19 protein-coding genes are annotated in these 17,243 nt (G+C 63.0%); 13 read left to right on the top strand and 6 right to left on the bottom strand.

Going from position 1 to position 17,243, the window contains the following annotated elements; genetic code table 11:
- The 4 genes from H8B14_RS19435 to H8B14_RS19420 form a co-directional block, all read right to left on the bottom strand.
- Positions 1-1,883, bottom strand: a 1,883-nt coding sequence (locus tag H8B14_RS19435) for a TraG/VirB4 family ATPase (protein WP_187317340.1), incomplete at its 3' end; no start/stop codon positions are given.
- A complete protein-coding gene (locus tag H8B14_RS19430) occupies positions 1,852-2,178 on the bottom strand; it encodes a hypothetical protein (protein WP_187317339.1) in 327 nt (108 codons plus the stop codon). The genes H8B14_RS19430 and H8B14_RS19435, both read right to left, overlap by 32 nt.
- Before the next feature lie 9 nt (positions 2,179-2,187).
- Entirely contained in the window at positions 2,188-2,601 is a 414-nt protein-coding gene (locus H8B14_RS19425; RefSeq protein ID WP_187317338.1) for a hypothetical protein, read from the bottom strand.
- Between the two features lie 53 nt (positions 2,602-2,654).
- Positions 2,655-3,131: a hypothetical protein gene (locus H8B14_RS19420; protein WP_187317337.1), complete on the bottom strand. Its 477-nt coding sequence runs from the start codon at positions 3,129-3,131 to the stop codon at positions 2,655-2,657.
- A gap of 232 nt (positions 3,132-3,363) precedes the next feature.
- Here H8B14_RS19420 and H8B14_RS19415 point away from each other — a divergent pair, with 232 nt between their 5' ends.
- From H8B14_RS19415 to H8B14_RS19390, 6 genes are all read left to right on the top strand, one after another.
- Positions 3,364-3,789 (top strand): hypothetical protein, encoded by a 426-nt coding sequence (locus H8B14_RS19415; protein ID WP_187317336.1) that lies wholly within the window; start codon positions 3,364-3,366, stop codon positions 3,787-3,789.
- 45 nt (positions 3,790-3,834) lie between these two features.
- Complete coding sequence (locus H8B14_RS19410; protein ID WP_187317335.1) at positions 3,835-4,233, top strand: hypothetical protein; 399 nt, start codon at positions 3,835-3,837, stop codon at positions 4,231-4,233.
- 87 nt (positions 4,234-4,320) lie between these two features.
- A complete protein-coding gene (locus tag H8B14_RS19405) occupies positions 4,321-6,600 on the top strand; it encodes a toprim domain-containing protein (protein ID WP_187317334.1) in 2,280 nt (759 codons plus the stop codon).
- A 368-nt stretch (positions 6,601-6,968) separates the two neighbouring features.
- A complete protein-coding gene (locus tag H8B14_RS19400) occupies positions 6,969-7,229 on the top strand; it encodes a hypothetical protein (protein WP_187317333.1) in 261 nt (86 codons plus the stop codon).
- A gap of 298 nt (positions 7,230-7,527) precedes the next feature.
- On the top strand, positions 7,528-8,823 hold the full coding sequence (locus H8B14_RS19395) for an ArdC family protein (RefSeq protein ID WP_187317332.1): 1,296 nt from the start codon (positions 7,528-7,530) through the stop codon (positions 8,821-8,823).
- Between the two features lie 102 nt (positions 8,824-8,925).
- Positions 8,926-9,222, top strand: a complete 297-nt coding sequence (locus H8B14_RS19390; protein ID WP_187317331.1) for a hypothetical protein — start codon at positions 8,926-8,928, stop codon at positions 9,220-9,222.
- On the opposite strand, the gene H8B14_RS19385 is transcribed toward H8B14_RS19390, so the two are convergent.
- Both H8B14_RS19385 and H8B14_RS19380 read right to left on the bottom strand, forming a co-directional pair.
- Complete coding sequence (locus H8B14_RS19385; protein ID WP_187317344.1) at positions 9,209-9,736, bottom strand: hypothetical protein; 528 nt, start codon at positions 9,734-9,736, stop codon at positions 9,209-9,211. The two genes, H8B14_RS19390 and H8B14_RS19385, sit on opposite strands and share 14 nt — an antisense overlap.
- Positions 9,736-10,464: a ParA family protein gene (locus tag H8B14_RS19380; RefSeq protein WP_187317330.1), complete on the bottom strand. Its 729-nt coding sequence runs from the start codon at positions 10,462-10,464 to the stop codon at positions 9,736-9,738. Before H8B14_RS19380 ends, H8B14_RS19385 begins: the two co-directional genes overlap by 1 nt.
- A 747-nt stretch (positions 10,465-11,211) precedes the next feature.
- Here H8B14_RS19380 and H8B14_RS19375 point away from each other — a divergent pair.
- The 7 genes from H8B14_RS19375 to H8B14_RS19345 all read left to right on the top strand — a co-directional run bounded on the left by H8B14_RS19375 (position 11,212) and on the right by H8B14_RS19345 (position 17,211).
- On the top strand, positions 11,212-11,649 hold the full coding sequence (locus H8B14_RS19375) for a hypothetical protein (RefSeq protein WP_187317329.1): 438 nt from the start codon (positions 11,212-11,214) through the stop codon (positions 11,647-11,649).
- Between the two features lie 4 nt (positions 11,650-11,653).
- Positions 11,654-12,679, top strand: coding sequence for a DUF5712 family protein (locus H8B14_RS19370; RefSeq protein ID WP_187317328.1), 1,026 nt, complete (start codon positions 11,654-11,656; stop codon positions 12,677-12,679).
- Between the two features lie 40 nt (positions 12,680-12,719).
- Positions 12,720-14,858 (top strand): TraM recognition domain-containing protein, encoded by a 2,139-nt coding sequence (locus tag H8B14_RS19365; RefSeq protein ID WP_187317327.1) that lies wholly within the window; start codon positions 12,720-12,722, stop codon positions 14,856-14,858.
- Positions 14,859-14,901: 43 nt separating this feature from the next.
- Complete coding sequence (locus tag H8B14_RS19360) at positions 14,902-15,192, top strand: hypothetical protein (RefSeq protein WP_187317326.1); 291 nt, start codon at positions 14,902-14,904, stop codon at positions 15,190-15,192.
- A 92-nt stretch (positions 15,193-15,284) separates the two neighbouring features.
- A complete protein-coding gene (locus H8B14_RS19355) occupies positions 15,285-16,625 on the top strand; it encodes a Fic/DOC family protein (protein ID WP_187317325.1) in 1,341 nt (446 codons plus the stop codon).
- Positions 16,626-16,663: 38 nt separating this feature from the next.
- Positions 16,664-16,975, top strand: a complete 312-nt coding sequence (locus H8B14_RS19350) for a hypothetical protein (protein ID WP_187317324.1) — start codon at positions 16,664-16,666, stop codon at positions 16,973-16,975.
- Between the two features lie 38 nt (positions 16,976-17,013).
- Positions 17,014-17,211, top strand: coding sequence for a hypothetical protein (locus H8B14_RS19345; protein ID WP_187317323.1), 198 nt, complete (start codon positions 17,014-17,016; stop codon positions 17,209-17,211).
- Positions 17,212-17,243: the final 32 nt, after the last annotated feature.

Here is a 17,243-nt window from a genome sequence, read left to right as displayed (position 1 = left end):
AGCACCCGCTCGTAGCGGCCGCCGGTGATGTACTGGCCCAGCACCAGGAAGAACTGGTGCATGTCGATGTACTTCAGATTTTTCTGGTACTGCCGGCGGGCACCGTCCAGCGGGTCGGGTTCTGCGCCCTCCCCGGGCACGGCCACCGGCTTCTGCATCTCCTGGTCGTACTGCTCCACGAAGCGGTAGAAGCTTTCCATGCCGGGAAACTCCTCGTCCTTCTGGTTCAGGCGCGGGCTTTCGTTCAGGCAGGCGTAGTACTCAATGAGAAAGCGCGAGAGAATGGTGCGCTCTGACTTGTCCAGGGCCGTGTCCTTGCCGCCCTTCCAGAGGGCCGCGAGCAGGGCCAGGTGGAAGTTGGTTTTCTCGTCGTTGTAGAGCCACTTGCCCGACGCGTCGCGGGGCACGATGAAGGGGTTGAACTCGATGGGCCGCTGCGGGTCGTACTCGAAGTAGGTGTTGTCGAAGTCCTCTCCGTTGAGTGACTGCAGCACGTTGCGGTAAGTGCCGCCCACATCCATAATAATCTGGCGGGCGCCCTTTTCGAAGCGCTGCACAATCAGGTTGCCGAAGGTGTAGCTCTTGCCCGAGCCCGAGGGGCCGATGACAATGGCGTTCTGGTTGTCCAGGGCCGTGTTGAACAGGTTTACCTGCACCAGGTTGCGGAACCGGTCGGTCAGGTACTCCCCCACCGGGTCGGTTCGGTAGGTGGCCGTCCAGTGGGTGTAGCAGGCGCCCCGGTCGGCAGTACTGGTGAGCCAGCGGTCCGGTACCTGGTAAGCGTTACCCGGCAGCAGCCCGAAGAACACGGGCAAAGCCAGGTAGCTTTCCACCACGCTTTCCGTGCCGAACATGTATCGAAACGCCGCTGTGGCCTTTTCGATGTTTTCGCGCCGGCTGTTGTCGTTGGTATCCCACAGCAGTAGGGAAAGGTGCAGACCCACAATCTGCTTGTTCTCGGCCCGCACCTCGGCCGTGAACTCCTCGACTTCGGCGGCCCGCAGCGCATTGTCCTGGGTGGAGAGAAACGAGAGCGAGGCATTGAGCTTGCGGTCGGTATCGAGCGAGCTTAATTCAGAGCGTGTGTCCTGCACGAGCAGGCCCTGGGTGAGCACGTGGGGGCACTGCAAAACGTGGGTGAGCGGGTAGAGCATGGGCGCGGTGACCCCGTAGCTGTTTTTGACCGCCGCGTGGGCCTCGCTGCCCTGCCCCACCATGGAGAGGATGTTGACCTTTTGCTCGCCGACGCTGAGCGTGCCCAGGTCGTTGCCGATTTCGCGCTCCTGCCGGGTGGGCTGGCCGTCGAAGTTCAGGTTGAAGTACTGCAGGTAGAGTTGGTGCATCTCGCGGCTGCTCATGCGCTCAAACGCTACGCCGCCCAGGTTTTTGAGGCCCTGGGTAAATTCCACGGCGCCAGCTTCGGCTACCTCCAGCGTGTGCACAAGCTGCGCGAAAGGATTCTTGATGATGGCTTCCCCGGCCCGGGCTACCAGCGCATTGACGGCATTGGTCCGGGTGGTTTTCACCGCGACCGGGGCGAAGGAGAGGAACAGGTAGGACTTCTGGAACAAGACCAGCCGCTCGAAGAAGTGCTTGTTCATCTTGCCCTCGAAGTAGGTCTGCTGGGTTTTGTCCTCGCGGTAGGGCCGGTCGTAGTAGATGTCGGTTTTCTGCACAATGGTGCCCACCGGCAGGGGCCGCAGCACGCCCACCAGCGCCGTTTGGAAGGCATCGTAGTCTTCGACCGTCCAGCTTTCCATTTCGGCCGGCTCAATCACGAAGCCCACGGCGACGCGCCCATCCTTGAAAACCACCTTGTTTTCTTCAAAGGAATGCACCGGCATCACCGCGTTAAACGCGGTTGTTTTGGGTGTTTTTGCCATGAGCGGGAAGAGGTAATTGCCCCACCGCCAGGCGGCGGGGCTGAATGAAGGTGTAGGAGAGCCACCCCATCAGGAAGCCGGGGGCCTGGGTCCGGGTGAGGTAGCGCAGGCCCAGCAGGAGGCCGATTTCCGACAGGATGACCAGCAGGTAGACCAGGCGCGGGATTTTGACTGCCATGCCCAGAAAGCCCAGCAGCAACACGGAGCCGATGAATAGGCCCACCAGCAGGCCCAGGTCCTGCAGGTTCATGCCCAGCACCTGGGCGGGCCGCTCGATGGATTTGTAGGAGCGCATGGCAGCGGCTTAGTTGGTCAAGCCCCCGCCTTCGCTGCCGCCCACGGCGCTCACCAGGTCGTCCTTGAAGAGCTGGAAGCCGAACCAGAGCAGCACCCCGCCCACGAGCCAGCCCAGGGAGCCCAACGCGTCGGGGGAGCCTTGGATAAACTTCATTACCACCCGAATCAGGCCGATGATGAGGATGATGGCGAAAATGACCTGCACGATGCCAATCACCTTCTCCTTGACCTGCGTGAGGGCCGCTTCGGCGCTTTGGGCCCGCGCCGCGCCGGTCGAGAGGGCCAGCACCGTCAGCAGGGCGTAGCCGCGCTGCTCCAGTTTGGAGGGTTGGTAGGTCTGGCCGGCGGCCAGCAGATTCAGGCCGTGGGCTGCGGCAGTAGTCGCGCCGCGGCGCAGGGAGGTGAACAGGGGTGTTTGCATGGAAAAAGTAGGAGGGTGAAAAGGTGAATAGGGTGAGCGTAAGGGTCCGCGTCTCAGGCAGTGGCGGGTGCGGTGCGCTGGTTGCTCAGCGCCTCGTTCATCACCAGGCGCATTTTGGCCCGCCGCTCGGCGGCAGTCAATTCCACGCCGCGGTTGTGCGCGTCGGTCGCTGTGGGCGCCGGGGCCGTGATGTAGTTGTGCTTGGCGCTTTCGGGCAGCTGGCCCGCTTCTGCCCTAGCCGCGGGAGTCTGGTCTTCGGCCTGACCATCATCTGCGCGTGCCGCGGCCGTTTCAGTCGCGGCATTCGTCGGGGCTGCTTCCGCTTCTGCCTCCGCCACATCAGCCGCCACGTCCGCCACGGGAGGCGCTTGCGGCGGCGCATCCTGGAAATCGGCCAGCCGATAGTGCCGGGTGCGCAGCGAGGCGTGGTTGCCGTCGAGCGCGGGCGGGGCCAGGGCGCTGCCGGCACCCGCTGGCATGGCGTAGCGCCACCAGAGCCCGCCCAGGGCCACCAGGAGCAGAAAGAGCACCAACCACAGCATGGGTTTCAAGCAACAGGTCGAAGTTTTTTATGAGCAATTGCGGCAACTATACGGAGCACTTTCGTATAAGTTCTGCTTTAGGAGAAGTTTTGAAGAAGCTACACCGAAGCTTTGTGGGTGTTTTCGCCCCGGAGCCGACGTGGTTAAATGCCCGCAGCAGTGGCGGTAGTGCAGACGGCCGGCTGGTTTGCTACCTTGCGCGCCCTCCAATTGCTGCTGCATGAACACCTCTATTCCCACTCCCCCGGCTACCACCCCAGTAGAGCCGGTCAATGCGGGCTTTCCTGACCCCGCGCTCATTGTTTCCTATGCCACCGTTCTGCGCTACATCCGCCACCGCCTCAACACGCTACTGCACGGGCAGCTCAAGCCCTGGGCCCAGCAGCACAAGTTCAACTACGCCCGGCTGATTGAAATCAAAAAGCTGGAGGAGGAAACCCAGGCCGTGCTCTTGCAGCGGCTGATGACCCACTTCCAGTTCCCCACCGAGCTGCTGCGCATCATCGTGCACCAGTCGCGCCGCCACTTTTTCCTGTTCACCTCGCCCGACAGCCTGACCCGCTTCAAGGCCGAGCTCAACCTCTTCGACAACCCACCCTTCGACGCCCCGGCGCCACCTACTACGCCCACTTCATCCCCTAACTAGCGGAAAGGCCCTGGAGCCCGACCGCTCCACGTTGCTCTTTTCCCTATGCCTGCTTCCGTTGCTTCCCGCCGCCCGGCCAGCAAACCTGCGACTACCCCGGCCGCCTTGGGCCCCCAACTGCCCAATCCGGCTCTGGCCATAGCCTATGATGAAGCCCGGCGCTACGTGCAGCTGCGACTGCGCAGCCTGCCCCACGGGGGCCTGCGGGCCACCTGCACCGCCTATGGCTTTCCCTACACGACCAGCGTGGGCCTGAAAACCGGTAGCCTGCAGCGCGAAGAGTACCGCCTGGTGCAGAAGCACCTGCGCGTGTTCGGCTTCGAGACCGAACTGGTGCGCCTGTACGTGAGCGGCCAGCTCTGCGAGCACTACCTTTTTGCCGACGCGGCGCTGCTGGCCACGCTGCGCGAGCAGCTGGCCGCCCACGAGGAGCTGGTCAGCTAGCTGCCCCTCCCCTACTGCTTTTTGGTTTTGATTCCCGCCCCGGATTCCGGCGGCGCGGCTGGTTTGTACCCCTTCCATTCTACTTCTATGCCCGCAACTTCTCCCCCGCGCGACAACGACCCGCAGGAGCTCGACCGCTTCAAGCAATCCATTGACCTGGTGGACTACGCCACCCGGCGCCACGGCTACGACGTGAAAAAGGCCGGCCCCCGTGGTCACTGGCACCAGCTGGAAAAGGACGGCGAGATGCTCATCGTCTCCCGCAAGGGCGACCACCAGGTGTACCTGAACCCCGGCGACGACCGGGACTCCGGCTCCATCATCGACTTCGTGAAAACCCGCGAAAACCAGACCCTGGGCCAGGTGCGGCAGACCCTGCGCCAGTACTTGGGCGAGCCCGAGCAAGGCTGGCAGGCGGCCACCTCTCCCCCACTGCCCGCCCCGGCGGCGTACGCACCCACGCCCACCGGGCCGACCGAGATGGAATCGGAGGCCGAGCGCCGGGCCCGTCTCGTGGCGGCGGTGATGGGCACCCACGCCACGCTAACCGACCGCAGCTACCTGCATAATCGCCATCTCTCCGATGAGACCATCGACAGCCCGGCTTTTCAGGGGCGGGTCTTCACCAGCCAGCAGGGCAACTTCCGCAACACGGCTTTTCCCCTCTACAACGAGCACGGCATTGCCACCGTGGAGCAGCGCAACAACGAGTACAAGCACTTGCTGCAGCTGCCCAAAACCGGGGTGTGGGTGTCGCACCCCACCGAGGGCAAGGACACGCCCGTGCAGCGTATGGTGGTGTCGGAGAGCCCCGTGGATGCCATGAGCTACCACCAGCTCCACCACCGCGGCGCGCAAGGGCAGCCCAACACGCTTTACGTGGCCACCAGCGGCACCGTCACCGAGCGGCAGGTGGAACTCATTCAAAAGCTCATTGACAAGCAGGAGCCGAAGGAAGTGGTGCTGGCCAACGACAACGACGCCGCCGGCCGCCGCTTCAACATCAATTACCTCAACGAGCTGCAGGTGCCGCGCCGGGCCCGGGAAGTAGCCGATGGCCAGGTGGCCTACGACGAAGCCCCCCGCCCGGTAGAGTGGCACGCCACAGCCGCCGGCAAGTACCACACCGCCCTGCGGGTGGAGTATCACCACGCCACTCGTGCCGAGGGTACCGAGCAGCTGAGCCAGCTCACCGCGCAGGTGCAGCAGCTACGGCCGGCGGCGGACGAAACGGTGGTCCTGGAGGTGCAGCGGGCCACCCGGCAGGAAACCGTCGTGCGCCTGGTTGTTCCCAATGCTGACAGCCACGCCCTCGAAGACCTGGCCCGCACCCTGCACGCCCAGCGCGAAACGCAGCGCGAGCAGCTTGAGCGCCAGTCCCAAGAGCCAGGCCGGCAGCCCGAGAACTTTATTCGCACCGAGTACGCCATCAGCAAGGACTTTAACCGCGACCTGGAGCTGTTAAGTCAGGGCCTCAGCCGCGAGCAAATTGCACAGCAAGCCCGCACCGACGAACTGGCCAAGGAGCAGCTACGCCAGGAAAAAGCCCGTCAGGAACAGGAGCAGCGCCAGCAGGCTCAGCAGCGCGAAGCCGAGCGTGAGCAGGCAGCCAGCTCACCGGAGGCTCAGCACCGGGATGCCGAGCACCGGCGTCAGGCTGCTGGGCTCGTAGTCGCAGCGGCCAGCGGCGACCCAGCCCTGCAGCGGGCCGTGCAGCTGACGGTAACCGAGCCCACTCCGGCGGATGAGGCCACACCCAGCCAGGCCCAGCAGATGCGGGAGCTGCTGCGCAAGGCCGGCGCCCAAATAGAGTTGCGAGCGGAAACGGACCCCACCAGCGGACAGCTGCGCAGTGAGCTCGACGTACGCTACCAGCCCCACGGTACGCCCGGCGGCCTGCGCCAGCTCAGCCAGACGCTCGATGCGCTGGATAAGTCGCCGTTGGTGACGCTCACCGAACCCGTTGACGAGCAGGCTGAGCGTCGGCGGTTAGCCGCCGCTCCCCCGGAGCAGCAATCGGTGACGAAAACGGCCATCATTCGCATCGACGAGCCGGAGCCGCAGCCGGGGGCTAACGGTCAGGCGGAAGCCGTAGCGGAGCAGCTGCGCGCCGCGGGCCTGAACACCGGCTCGCTGCGCAGCGCCACCGACCCAGCCACTCACCAGCGCCACAGTGAAATCGAAGTCAGCTACCGGCTCGACCAGCCGAACCTGGCGCGGGTTAGTGCGGCGCTCGATGACGTGGCCCGCCAGCCCGGCGCCCACCTGCACGAGCACGCTGCCGACCGGGCTGAGCGGCACCGTCTAGCTCCTAGCGGTATTAGTGCCAGCACCCTAGCCGAGCGTACTGCCGGGCCCGAGCGGTAAGCGGATTCTGCTTCTGAGTCAAAGACCCAGAAAATGTGCGCTGATTCTTTAGTTTTGCAGGAATAGCAAGCTGCCCACCATGCTGGCAAAAACAGGTTCTACTACTCATGCTCCGTTTGGCCTGCTCCTGGCAGACCAGACCCTGGCACCCGCTGCTCTGCGGCCGCTGCCTATTTCCGAGCGCCCGGCCCTGTTTGTGGGTCCGCATCGAGGCTAATCCAACTTCCTGGTAAACGTCCCGCCGCAATTATGCGGCTGCCCGCGGCTTGCTTACTGCCCGCGGGCTGGGCTGTTTTTTTTCCGGCCCTTGCTATTGCGGGCAGGCCGGAACCCTCTTTGCATTCCCTTCCACGCTAGTACCCTCCGTTATGATATCTACCGGTCACCGGCCATTTTCCAACTTCTGCCCGGCCATGAAAGGCCTGATTTTACAGCTTATCCGGGACGAATACCAACCCCTGCTGCAACTACCATCGACCCTGTCGGCCGAGGCCTGGTCCGAGGCCGTTACCAAGGCCAACCCCATCCTGTTTTACCTTAACGACGGCGCCCCCCTGATTCAAATTGGGGAAGCTTCCCGCCAAAGCCTGCTCAAATTTCTCAAGCAGCAATTTGGCCCCGCGCAGTAGGTCGCGGCTCGGCTCGCTGAAACGCCCGGTTGGTTATCCAATCGGGCGTTTTCGTTTTAAACCCTAACCGCCGGTCTCCTAAGCAAACGCTCGGGGAAGCGCCATTCCACCGTCCCCAGGTTACAGATGCGACCACTACCCAGGGTAGTTCAGACGCCAAGGGGCAGTGGGGGAGAAATGTTTTACGAAGGGCAAATAAATCAATAATTGTTGTTAAAAAAGCAACAAATGACGCTAAAAATGCGTTTAATAAGTAAGGAAACGGTTTTAGAAACAGTCACTTAGCCCTTACTCAGCGATGAAAAAGCAAGCCCGCCCCGCCGCTCAAAACACTGCCCGCCCCGATGTGTACCAGCTTGTAACCGACCGGGTAATTGAGGCCCTCGAAGCCGGTCAGATTGCCTGGCGCAAGCCCTGGCACGCGGCCTACGGTCTGCCCCGCAACTACGTGAGCGGCCGGGCTTACACCGGCATCAATGCCTTTCTGCTGCACCTGGTCGGCGGCACGCCGTTCTTTCTAACGTTCCGGCAGGCCAAGGAGCTGGGCGGCAACATCCGCAAGGGTGCCAAGGGCATGCCCGTGATTTACTACAACGTCACGACTCGCACCGACAAGCAAACCGGCGAGGAAGAGAAAACGCCATTTATCAAGTACTACACGGTCTTTTCCGTGGACGACGTGGAAGGCGTGGAAATCGTCCTGCCCGAGCAGCCCCAAGACCGGAACCACGAGCCCTTGGCAGCCGCCGAGGCCCTGGTAACGAATTGGGCTACCTGCCCCCGGATTGAGCACGGCGGTACGCAGGCCTTCTATGCTCCGGGTCCTGACTTTGTACAAGTACCCCGCCCGGAAACCTTCATCAGTGGCGAGGCCTATTACTCGACCCTATTTCACGAGCTGACCCACGCCACCGGCCACGCCAGCCGCCTGGACCGTCCCGACCTGGCCGAAGCCCTGCGCCCGAGTGGCCGCGCCGGCTACGCCCGCGAGGAGCTGACGGCGGAAATGGGCGCCGCTTTTCTGTGCGGCCACGCTGGCCTAAACCCCAGCGCCACGCTGGAAAACACGGCCGCCTACCTACAGTTTTGGCTGGAGCAGCTGCGCGGGGATAAAAAGCTGGTGGTGCAGGCCGCCAGCCGGGCCCAGCGCGCGGCAGAGCTGATACTGGGCCGCCCGGCTCCCGAGGATACCGAGCCCGACCCGCAGCCGACCCCCGCCAGCCCCGCCCCTGCGGCTGTGGTCGTGGCCTCTGAGCATGCGCAGCCAGCATGCTGCGGGGAAACCGGGGCCATACCGTCCCGCCCGGTGCTGCCCACGCTGCCACCGGTGATTTTGGGGCAGGAAACCCTGCCTTCGCTGACCACGGTCGTGGTCGCCACGCAGCGCATCGAGCTGACCCGCCTGCTGGAGCATCCCGCCTTTACCGATGAGCAGCGCCGCACGGCCACCGGCCGCATCCTGGCCGAAACCGACCCCGCCCGGCTGGGCCGCTGGCTGACCAACATCATGCAGCGGGTGGCCGAGTGGGAAGACCAAACCCTGGCTGAGGAGGCGCGCCAGAACCCGCGCCCCTATCCGTTGGACGAGTGCTGACCCTTAGCCGTCGCTTACATCTTCTTTCATCGGCGGGACCGGGGGCAGTGGGGTACCGTTCCACCGTCCCCGGTCTGCCGGCTTGCTTCCTTAACGTTTTTTATGCCTACCCCCCCTCCCCTACCGCCCCGCGTTGCCACCGCGCCGGCCCGGCGGTTTACCGACCTGCTGCGCCACGGCCGCTTCAGCTTCACCGAGCGCGAGCTGATGGAGCACCTGCGCATGACTTACCGCACCATCAAGCAGCGCGAGGCCGACCCGTCCACGCTCACCATCGCCGAGCTGCTGCGGGTTGCGGATTTGCTCAACGAGCCCGTGCAGGACATAATCGCCGTGGTCCTGGCTGAGGTGCAGTCCGGGGTTAGCTCGCCGGCTGGAACTCCCTCTACTTCCCTTTAGCGGGCGGGCCGTGCTGGAGGTAGTAGTTAACCGCTTCGTCGACCAACTCTTTTAAGTACACCCGCCGGCTGTGGTGCATAAGCTCCTCGTGGATGTAAGCCAGGGCGGCCCGCTGGGTTTCCCCCTCCAGGCGAATTAAGGAAGGCTGCAGCCCCACAGCCCCACTTTCCGCCTGAGCTGGTGCTTGTACCTTGGGGGGGCGCCCCCTCCCCTTGCGGGCTTCCGGCGCTACAGCGGCCTGCTGCGGCTTGGTTACGGGATGAGCGGCTGGCGCTGGTGCTGCTGCCGCTGCTGCCGGAGCTTTCGTTACTGGCGGAGCGGCCACCGGTGCTGGTACTGGTGCTGGTACTGGTGCTGGTACTGGTGCTGGTGCTGGTGCTGGTGCTGGTGGTGCAACGGGCGCTGCGGCCGCTGGCTCCGTGGCGGCTGGGGCTGCCGGCATGTGGCCGGGCTGTCCGCGCAGCATGGACATTTTCTCGTCCGTGGAGATTTTCAGGCGTTGAATCTTGGCCATTACGATACGAGTTCAGAGGTGAGCCCAGCGCGGGCAATCAGTTCGTCGCACAGGGCGCGCACTTCCGTTTCCACGGCAGCATCGGCCCCCACCGCCCGCCGGTAGGCCGGGTTGAGGTAGCTGTAGCGGGTTGAGAGGCGCTTGTAACAGCCGAGCTGGCGCAGCGAGGCCTGCAGGCGCGGCAAGCCCAAGGCGTCGGTGAATTCGTCCATGTCCTTTTCCTCTTTCAGGTTGGTGCGGTGCGAGTGCACGCCGAAGAATTGGAAGTCCAGCCCCTGCTCCCGCGAGAGCCGGGAAATCTCCTGCAGCAGCTGCATAAAGGAAATCGTGGCCAGGCGCTCGGCGTCCGAGGCCCCCACGGGCACGAGCACCACGTTGGCGCCGCTGAGCACGTCAATCATGGCCGTATCATCCGAGCGGCCCGGCACGTCGATGAACACCACATCGTAGTCGTCGCTGACCTCGTCGAGCCGGTCATACACTTGGCCCATGCCCACTGATTCCAGGGCATAGGGAAAAGCAGGGTCGGCCAGCGTGCCGGCTGCGCGCTCCTGGTCCACGCTGGGCTGGTCGTTGGTCAGGCGCACCCCGGCCAGGGTTTGCTGGGAGTCGGCATCGACCACGAGCACGCGGTAGCCATAGTCGGCCGAGAGCGCGCCGGCCAGCACGGTGATGAGGGTACTCTTACCAATGCCACCCTTCTGGTTGGCAACGCAGATGATTTTCATAAAACGGGGGAACTAACGGGTAAAGCCCCAACGGGCGTAGGCAGGTTGCAAAATAAGCAGCTTATTTCTCAGTTTTCAAACTTACTTGTAAACTTGTTTTTTTGTTTCCTAGAAAATAAAGCAACTATTTTACTAGAAAATAAGCTGCTTGATTTCTTGTCTTGCTTATTTCTTGAAAAAACTTAAAACAAAGGAAACAAAAATTATTGATTACCAACTTCTCAGTAAACATTTATCAAAAGCTCTTAAGAAACTTATTTCCTAAAATCCTAAGAAACAAACCAGAATACGGGGCGTAAAGCGGCAGGGATGCAAGGTCAGAGTTTCTATTTTCCTTGTTTCCTAGGAAATAATAAAAAGGGGTCATCACCTTCTGACTGCGCATCACCGGTGCGGCATGGCATACCGAACAAGCAGCAGACTTAACCTCTCACAAGCAGAACAGCATGCTCCAACCCAAAGCAGAATCAACACGGGCTACCGGGGGAGGCGGCGGTAGCCGGAACCGGCCTAGTCAGCTAGCACCTAGCCTTGCGAATGCCAATAGAGAAGGTAGCAGGGTAGTTAGCAAGAAGACTACCCTTTAATTGCGCTAACGCGCTGATTAAAGGGTAGTTATTTATCAACAGAGTTGATAAAGCTTAAAACGAATCTCTAAATTCTTAATAGACAGCAGCTAGCAGTTAAAAATTGGCTATGCAGGACCAAAATCCCCCATCGTTGTCACCGCCAAGCACTGGCCCGGCCGTGAAGCACCTTACAGTCAGCGGCCCGGCGCACCGGCTAGTAAAAGCGGAGTCCGCCCGGCTGGGCCTAACCCGCACAGAATACGCCGACGCGGCCATCCGCTACTTCGCGGAAAGGAGCTTGAACCCGGTGGAAGCTCAGGCTCGGGAAGGGCAGCTCATTATGGCGGAAGTGAAGCGGCTGGGTGACCGGGTGTTTTCTTATCTGCAGGAGCAGGAGCGGGGCTTGCTGCTGGAAATGGTGCGTTCCCAGCTGCGCCAGCAGGTCGTGCAGGAACAAACGCTGCGGGTTGTGGAGAATTTATTGGCCCCGGAAGGAGGGGAGGCCCTGCATAAAATACAGCGCAAAAATCAGGAGCGTATTGCGGAAGCTACCGCCGCTGGGATGGCGGCCATTAACATTAAGTCTCTGAATAAACAGCCTGGTAACGGGAAATAATGTCATGCACGCCAAGCTAATTAACCCCAAAGCCAGCGGCAAGAAAGCTTATAATAACCAGGGCAGTGCCGCGCAGGCCTTGAATTACCTGACCCACGAGGCCCGGCAAAACGGCCAGGAAGCGCACTTCTTTGACGGGCAGCGGGAGGCACTGGACCGAGAATCCGTACTGGCGGCGCTCGATAACAACGTGAAGGGACTGCGGGCCAACGAGGCCAAGTTCTACTCCCTGGTCTTGAGTCCCAGCCCGGAAGAGCTGGCGCACATCGGGGGCGGTGATGAGGCGAAGCTGCGCGCTTACACCCGGGAGGTGATGGCGGCCTACGCGGCGAACTTCCGCCTCAAAGACGGCGGGGCGGTGGGGAAGGACGAACTGGTATGGGGCGCCATCATTCACCATGAGCGCACCCACCGTGGCACCGACCCGGCCGTGAAGGAAGGGGATGCCAGAGCGGGGCAGCCGCGCCCCGGCCTGCAGGCGCATATCCACGTGGTGGTCTCGGCCCGGGACCGAAATCGGCGCATCACGCTCAACCCCGGCGGGCGCGTAAGCCGGTTCAGTCTGCGCGATTGGCAGGAGGAGGCCCGGGTGCAATTCGAGCGGCAGTTTCAGTACCAGGGTCCGGCCCCAAAACGGAAAGAGGCCCCCGCCGTCTACGCGCCCAACCCGAAACGCAACGCGCGAATTGCGGAGCGCGTCGAGCACTTAAACCGCCAGGCGGACCCGAGCCAGCGCCTGGAGGGGGAACGGGTGCAGCGCATCGCGCAGGCCCGGGGCTATGACCCCATTTTCTACGACCGGCTGCGCCGGCTGGAAGACCGGGCCCGGCAGGGGCAGCCGCTGGACAACGCCTACCACCTGCTGGCCACGGGGCGTGAGGAGCCGGCCCGCGCCAATACCGGGCACCATGTGCGGCAGGCCCTGCACAGCCTGCAGCAAGTCCTGCGCGCCAACAGAGGCCCCGAGCACGTGATAACCGAGGACATTGGCGAGCCGCGTCGGCGCGGACAGTGGGAAGCCGAACTGTGATTCAATCAAACCCTACTCTTTAGCTAAACTCTGCATGAGCATGATGAGCGCCCCCCGGCAGCCGGGCAACCAACGCCTGACCGGCTTTTACGTCGGCCTGACCTTTCTCCTGATGGTGCTGGCCGGCGGCGAGTACTACTTTCTGACCCACCCGGACCTAGTGGCGGGGGCCACGTCCGCTGCGGGCCCGAAAGCGGGCTTAGGCACCTCAATTACCACCCGTCTGCTGGGCGGGCTGGGGAGCTTCTACCGGCGCTACGGCCTTCTGGTTCGCGGTGCGGTGCTGGTAGGAGGGGGGCTGCTGGCCTTGCTGCTGAAAATGCCCCCCGCCCGGCCCGGGCAGCGGCGCTGGCAGCCCACACAGCTGCAGCTGCGGCGCGTGCAGCTGGCGGCTGCGGGGGTGGGCTCACTCAGTGGGACGCTGCTGCTGGCCCTGGCCCCGTTTTCGGCGGGCATCATTGCCTGGCTCTATCCCACGGCCGCCGGGCTGGTTCTGGGCGCGGGCCTGGTTGCGGGTGTGGTGCGGGCCCTGCACAAGACCGAGCGGTTTGGGCTGCGCACCGAGCGCCAGCAGCAGCAGTCGGAGCACGGCTTTAGCTTGGCCACGACCGATGGGGGCTGGATTAACATTCCCAACCCGTTTCGGGGCACGCTGGTGCTGGGCGGCGCCGGGGCAGGTAAGTCGTATTCCATCGGGGAACCTTTGATTGAGCAGTTCACGCAGAAGGGCTTTGCCGGCCTCATCTACGACTTTAAGTTTCCGGTGCTGGCCGAAGCCGCGCAGAAGGCTTTTGTGCTGGCCGATGCCAAAGCCAGGGCGGCAGGGAAGGAGCCCGCTCAAGTGCAGCTGCACATCATCAACTTTAAAGACCTGGAACGCAGCGAGCGAGTGAACCCGCTACGGGCCGACAAGATGCCGGTGGTGGCTTATGCCAACGAGTACGCCCGCGCCATCATGGCCAACCTGAACCCGGAGAGCATCAAAAAGATGGACTTCTTTGACACCAGCGCCAACGCCTTCCTGACGGCCATCATCTGGTTTTACAAGAAGAACTTTCCCACGTTCTGCACCCTGCCCCACGTGGTGAACACGGCCCTGCACCCGGACTTTACCCACGTGCTGAGCATGCTCGACTCGGACCCCGAGTGCGGGGACATGGTGCGCTCCATCACCACGGCCGTCAAGCAGCGGGCCGAGAAGCAGGTGGCCGGCGTCATTGCCTCGCTGCAGATTGTGCTCACCCGCATTAACTCACCGGAAATTGCCTGGGTGCTCACGCCGGACGAGGCGAGAGGGGAGGGGTTCAGCCTGGAGCTGAACGACAAGAAAGCCCCCAAGGTACTAGTGGTAGGCAACGACCCCACACTCAAGGAAACCTTCTCGCCGGTCATCAGCTGCATCGTAGCAGTGGCCCTGAAGCTAATGAACCAGCAGCACAAGCACCCGAGCTACGTGTTCCTCGACGAGGCCGCTACCATCTACGTGCCCAACCTGGAGGTGATACCGGCCACGGCGCGCAGCAACAAGGTGGCCATGATTTACATGACCCAGGACCTGAGCCAGATGATTGACGCTTATGGCCGGGAGAAGATGCAGGTGATGGTGAGCAACCTTAACAATCAGTTTTTCGGCAAGGTCAATTCGCTAGAGACAGCCAAGTTCGTGTCTGAGCTTGTGGGCAAGGAAGACCGGGAGATGGTATCGGCCAGCCTGGGCCGCAGCCAGAGCGGCGGCGCCCGCGGCGCGGGCAGCAGCAGCAACCAGAGCGTGAGTTGGCAGGAACGCAACCTCGTGCGCCTGCAGGACACCATTACCCTGGAGACGGGAGAATTTATCGGGCAGACCGTGGAAACGGAGCAGCCCTTTTTCCAGGGGAAAGTGGCGCGTCAGGCCACGCCAGGCAATTACCCGCTGCACCCCTTGGCCACGTTCGAGGGCGGGCCGGCGCCGGTACTGGAAGCGTCGCCGGCAGGGAAGGAGCCCAGCCAGGACTGGCTGAGCCAGCGCCGGGCGGCGCGGCAGGCCGGGAGCCAGCCCGCAGCCGAGGCGGTCGGCGCCCTGCAGGCCGTCATTCAGGCCAACTTTGCCCTGATACGCGAGGACGTGGCCGGCATCGTCGGGCAGTACGCCAACACCCTCAAGCCGGGCCAGATGCCGGACAATGAGCCCATGCTTTAGGCGGTATTTGAGGCACCTTCAGGGCCGGTTTTTTGTTAATTAAATGCCTCTAGTTCCTCCCATTTACGTATTTTGCATGATGGAAACGCCCGCCTATCCGACCCCGCAGTTTGGCCCCCGCGAGCAGACCCGCGAGCAGCGGCAGTTCATCATTAGCCAGTCGCTGGGCATCACCCGCAGCCAGGGTCCCTATGAAGTGCCGGAGTGGCAGGCCGCGCTCCACGAGCAGTATATAGATGGGCTGGTTGACTTGGATTACGTGGGGGCGCGCCACGACGAATACCGCGCTCAGCTCATCGCGAGCCAGGCGCCTGCCGCCGCGGCAAGCAAGTAATTCTCTTTCGCAACACCTCAGCCCGGCCACCAGCGCCGCGCGGTTTTGCCCCCGGCGTTATTCGGTTACCGAGCGCCGGGTACTGCACGTTTATGACTGACCGCTTCACCAATCCGGAAACCGGCGTTTTCCACAACCGGCTCGGCCTCACCGATGCTGACGAGCTGGACCGGGAAACCAAGCGCCTTTCCCTGCGCCGGCTCGCGGAGTTGGCCGCCGGCCGCGGCCCGCAAGGCGACAGCTTTGATGCCGCGCGGCTGCGCGCGACGCACCAGTACCTTTTCCAGGACACATTTGAGTGGGCCGGCCAGACCCGCCGGGAGGGTACTTTTCAAGGAGTCAAGGCGGCCGACCTGCCGGGTATCGAGCGGCCCATGCACTTCGCGCCTTATGAGCGTATTGACGAGCGTTTGAACGCGCTGGGTGAGCAACTCAAGCAGGAAAACAACCTCAAGGGCTTGCCCACCCCGGCCGCGTTTGCCGAGCGGGCGGCCTACTACTTTGACCACTACAACCACGTGCACGCCTTCCGCGAGGGCAACGGGCGCACGCTTCAGGCCGCATTCAGTGAGCTGGCGCAGCAGGCGGGCTACCGGGTTGACTTTGCCCAGGAGCACGAAAAACTTAACCCAGCCCGGGACCAGGGTATTGTGAGTATGCACGGGGCGCTTCACCGCGAGAAGGACTTGCAGGCCCTACGTGACTTGTTTGCCCGCAACACCACGCCCCTGCCCGGGCCGGAAGCCGAGTTGGCCCGCCACTCCAGTCAGGTCCGCCCCCTGCCCGACGGACCGACCCCCGCGGTCCGGCAGATAGAGCAGCTGCGCGAACTGGTGGCCGCCACCCCGGCCCTGCAGCAGCTGGTGGCCGGCGTGGACTACCGGCGCAACCAGCGCGCGGACGCCTTGCTGAGCCAGGTGCTCGACATCGACCGCAACCCGCAGGCCGGCGTGGTCCAGCACGGAGCCGGCCTGCAACAACTGCTACAGGAGGTAGTGCAGGATAAACGCTTTCAGGACCCGGAGTCCAAACGCGAGGCTGCCCGTTTTGGGGCTGCGCTGGCAGTTATGCAGCCCCCGGTGCCAAGTAAGGAAGTTGCTTCCACGCCGGCTTTACCGGTTACCAGCTCAGCGCCCGCGGGAACAGCCGCTTTTGTGCAGGCCGCCAAACAGTTGGTGGAAGGGTTGGAAGAACAGGGCTACCCCGGGCCGGCGGATTCCTTGTCGCGGGCCGCCAAGGCCGTGGAGAAATCATCTTACCTGGGCGGGGCTAACCTACAGGCAGTGGCCGAGGCATTGACCAGAGCCGAAAAGATACCGGCATTGGCCGACGATGCCGCCACCCTGCGGGGGGCTGGGCGCAGTTTGCAGGAAGCACAGCGCATCGCCTCGCTACCGCCGCCCGGCCGTGAACATGAAGGCCCGGAACGGTAAGCACCCGCCATCTCCGCACGTAATCCCAAACCAGACCCATGGATTTATACATAGAAGCCGAGTACGAAGCGGCCAGCTGGGAGCTGGAACAATTGCTGGACCAGTGGCCCCAGCAAGCGGAGCGCACGCTTACGCTGCTGGCAGCAATCGAAGAATTCTTTCGGCAGGGCGCTTGCCATTGGCCCGAGCCAGTACCCGCGCGCCTGCCCGAAGGGCCGGTTGAGAAAGCACGTCGGGCCCGGGCATGGGCCCACCGGGAAAATCCTGCGCTGGCCCGGCAGTACCTTTTCAACTTAGCCCAGGCCAAAGAGGCCTTAACCATCCGGGAAAGCCAAGCGAAGAGCGGATAAGCCACAATTGACTGCGGCCAACTGCTACCTTGCCACTGATGAAGGACGATGAACTTGAGTTTTTGCAGGAACAGCTGGAGGCAACCGAGTTGCTGCCCTGTGCCACTTGCCGGCAGGAAACGCTACACGCCCATGTAGAGGTGCTGGAGCGCTATGCTCACGCCACGGAGTTGCTGATGGAATGCACCGCCTGTGGCACTCGCCGTACCTGGATGCAGCTCGAAACGCCAGAGTAGCATTCAGGCCGGCAGCAACGCGTGCTGGCCCA

The sequence above is a fragment of the Hymenobacter puniceus genome (assembly GCF_014333525.1).
In the GTDB taxonomy this organism is placed as follows: domain Bacteria; phylum Bacteroidota; class Bacteroidia; order Cytophagales; family Hymenobacteraceae; genus Hymenobacter.
Note: the sequence above shows the minus strand (reverse complement) of the source record. Positions and strands in the feature narration are given on the sequence as shown.

Bases quoted from the DNA above. Each gene is read 5' to 3' on its own strand.
- H8B14_RS19430 (WP_187317339.1), bottom strand. From the start codon at position 2,178: ATGCGCTCCTACAAATCCATCGAGCGGCCCGCCCAGGTGCTGGGCATG.
- H8B14_RS19425 (WP_187317338.1), bottom strand. From the start codon at position 2,601: ATGCAAACACCCCTGTTCACCTCCCTGCGCCGCGGCGCGACTACTGCC.
- H8B14_RS19415 (WP_187317336.1), top strand. From the start codon at position 3,364: ATGAACACCTCTATTCCCACTCCCCCGGCTACCACCCCAGTAGAGCCG.
- H8B14_RS19410 (WP_187317335.1), top strand. From the start codon at position 3,835: ATGCCTGCTTCCGTTGCTTCCCGCCGCCCGGCCAGCAAACCTGCGACT.
- H8B14_RS19405 (WP_187317334.1), top strand. From the start codon at position 4,321: ATGCCCGCAACTTCTCCCCCGCGCGACAACGACCCGCAGGAGCTCGAC.
- H8B14_RS19400 (WP_187317333.1), top strand. From the start codon at position 6,969: ATGATATCTACCGGTCACCGGCCATTTTCCAACTTCTGCCCGGCCATG.
- H8B14_RS19395 (WP_187317332.1), top strand. From the start codon at position 7,528: ATGAAAAAGCAAGCCCGCCCCGCCGCTCAAAACACTGCCCGCCCCGAT.
- H8B14_RS19390 (WP_187317331.1), top strand. From the start codon at position 8,926: ATGCCTACCCCCCCTCCCCTACCGCCCCGCGTTGCCACCGCGCCGGCC.
- H8B14_RS19385 (WP_187317344.1), bottom strand. From the start codon at position 9,736: ATGGCCAAGATTCAACGCCTGAAAATCTCCACGGACGAGAAAATGTCC.
- H8B14_RS19380 (WP_187317330.1), bottom strand. From the start codon at position 10,464: ATGAAAATCATCTGCGTTGCCAACCAGAAGGGTGGCATTGGTAAGAGT.
- H8B14_RS19370 (WP_187317328.1), top strand. From the start codon at position 11,654: ATGCACGCCAAGCTAATTAACCCCAAAGCCAGCGGCAAGAAAGCTTAT.
- H8B14_RS19365 (WP_187317327.1), top strand. From the start codon at position 12,720: ATGATGAGCGCCCCCCGGCAGCCGGGCAACCAACGCCTGACCGGCTTT.
- H8B14_RS19360 (WP_187317326.1), top strand. From the start codon at position 14,902: ATGCCTCTAGTTCCTCCCATTTACGTATTTTGCATGATGGAAACGCCC.
- H8B14_RS19355 (WP_187317325.1), top strand. From the start codon at position 15,285: ATGACTGACCGCTTCACCAATCCGGAAACCGGCGTTTTCCACAACCGG.
- H8B14_RS19350 (WP_187317324.1), top strand. From the start codon at position 16,664: ATGGATTTATACATAGAAGCCGAGTACGAAGCGGCCAGCTGGGAGCTG.
- H8B14_RS19345 (WP_187317323.1), top strand. From the start codon at position 17,014: ATGAAGGACGATGAACTTGAGTTTTTGCAGGAACAGCTGGAGGCAACC.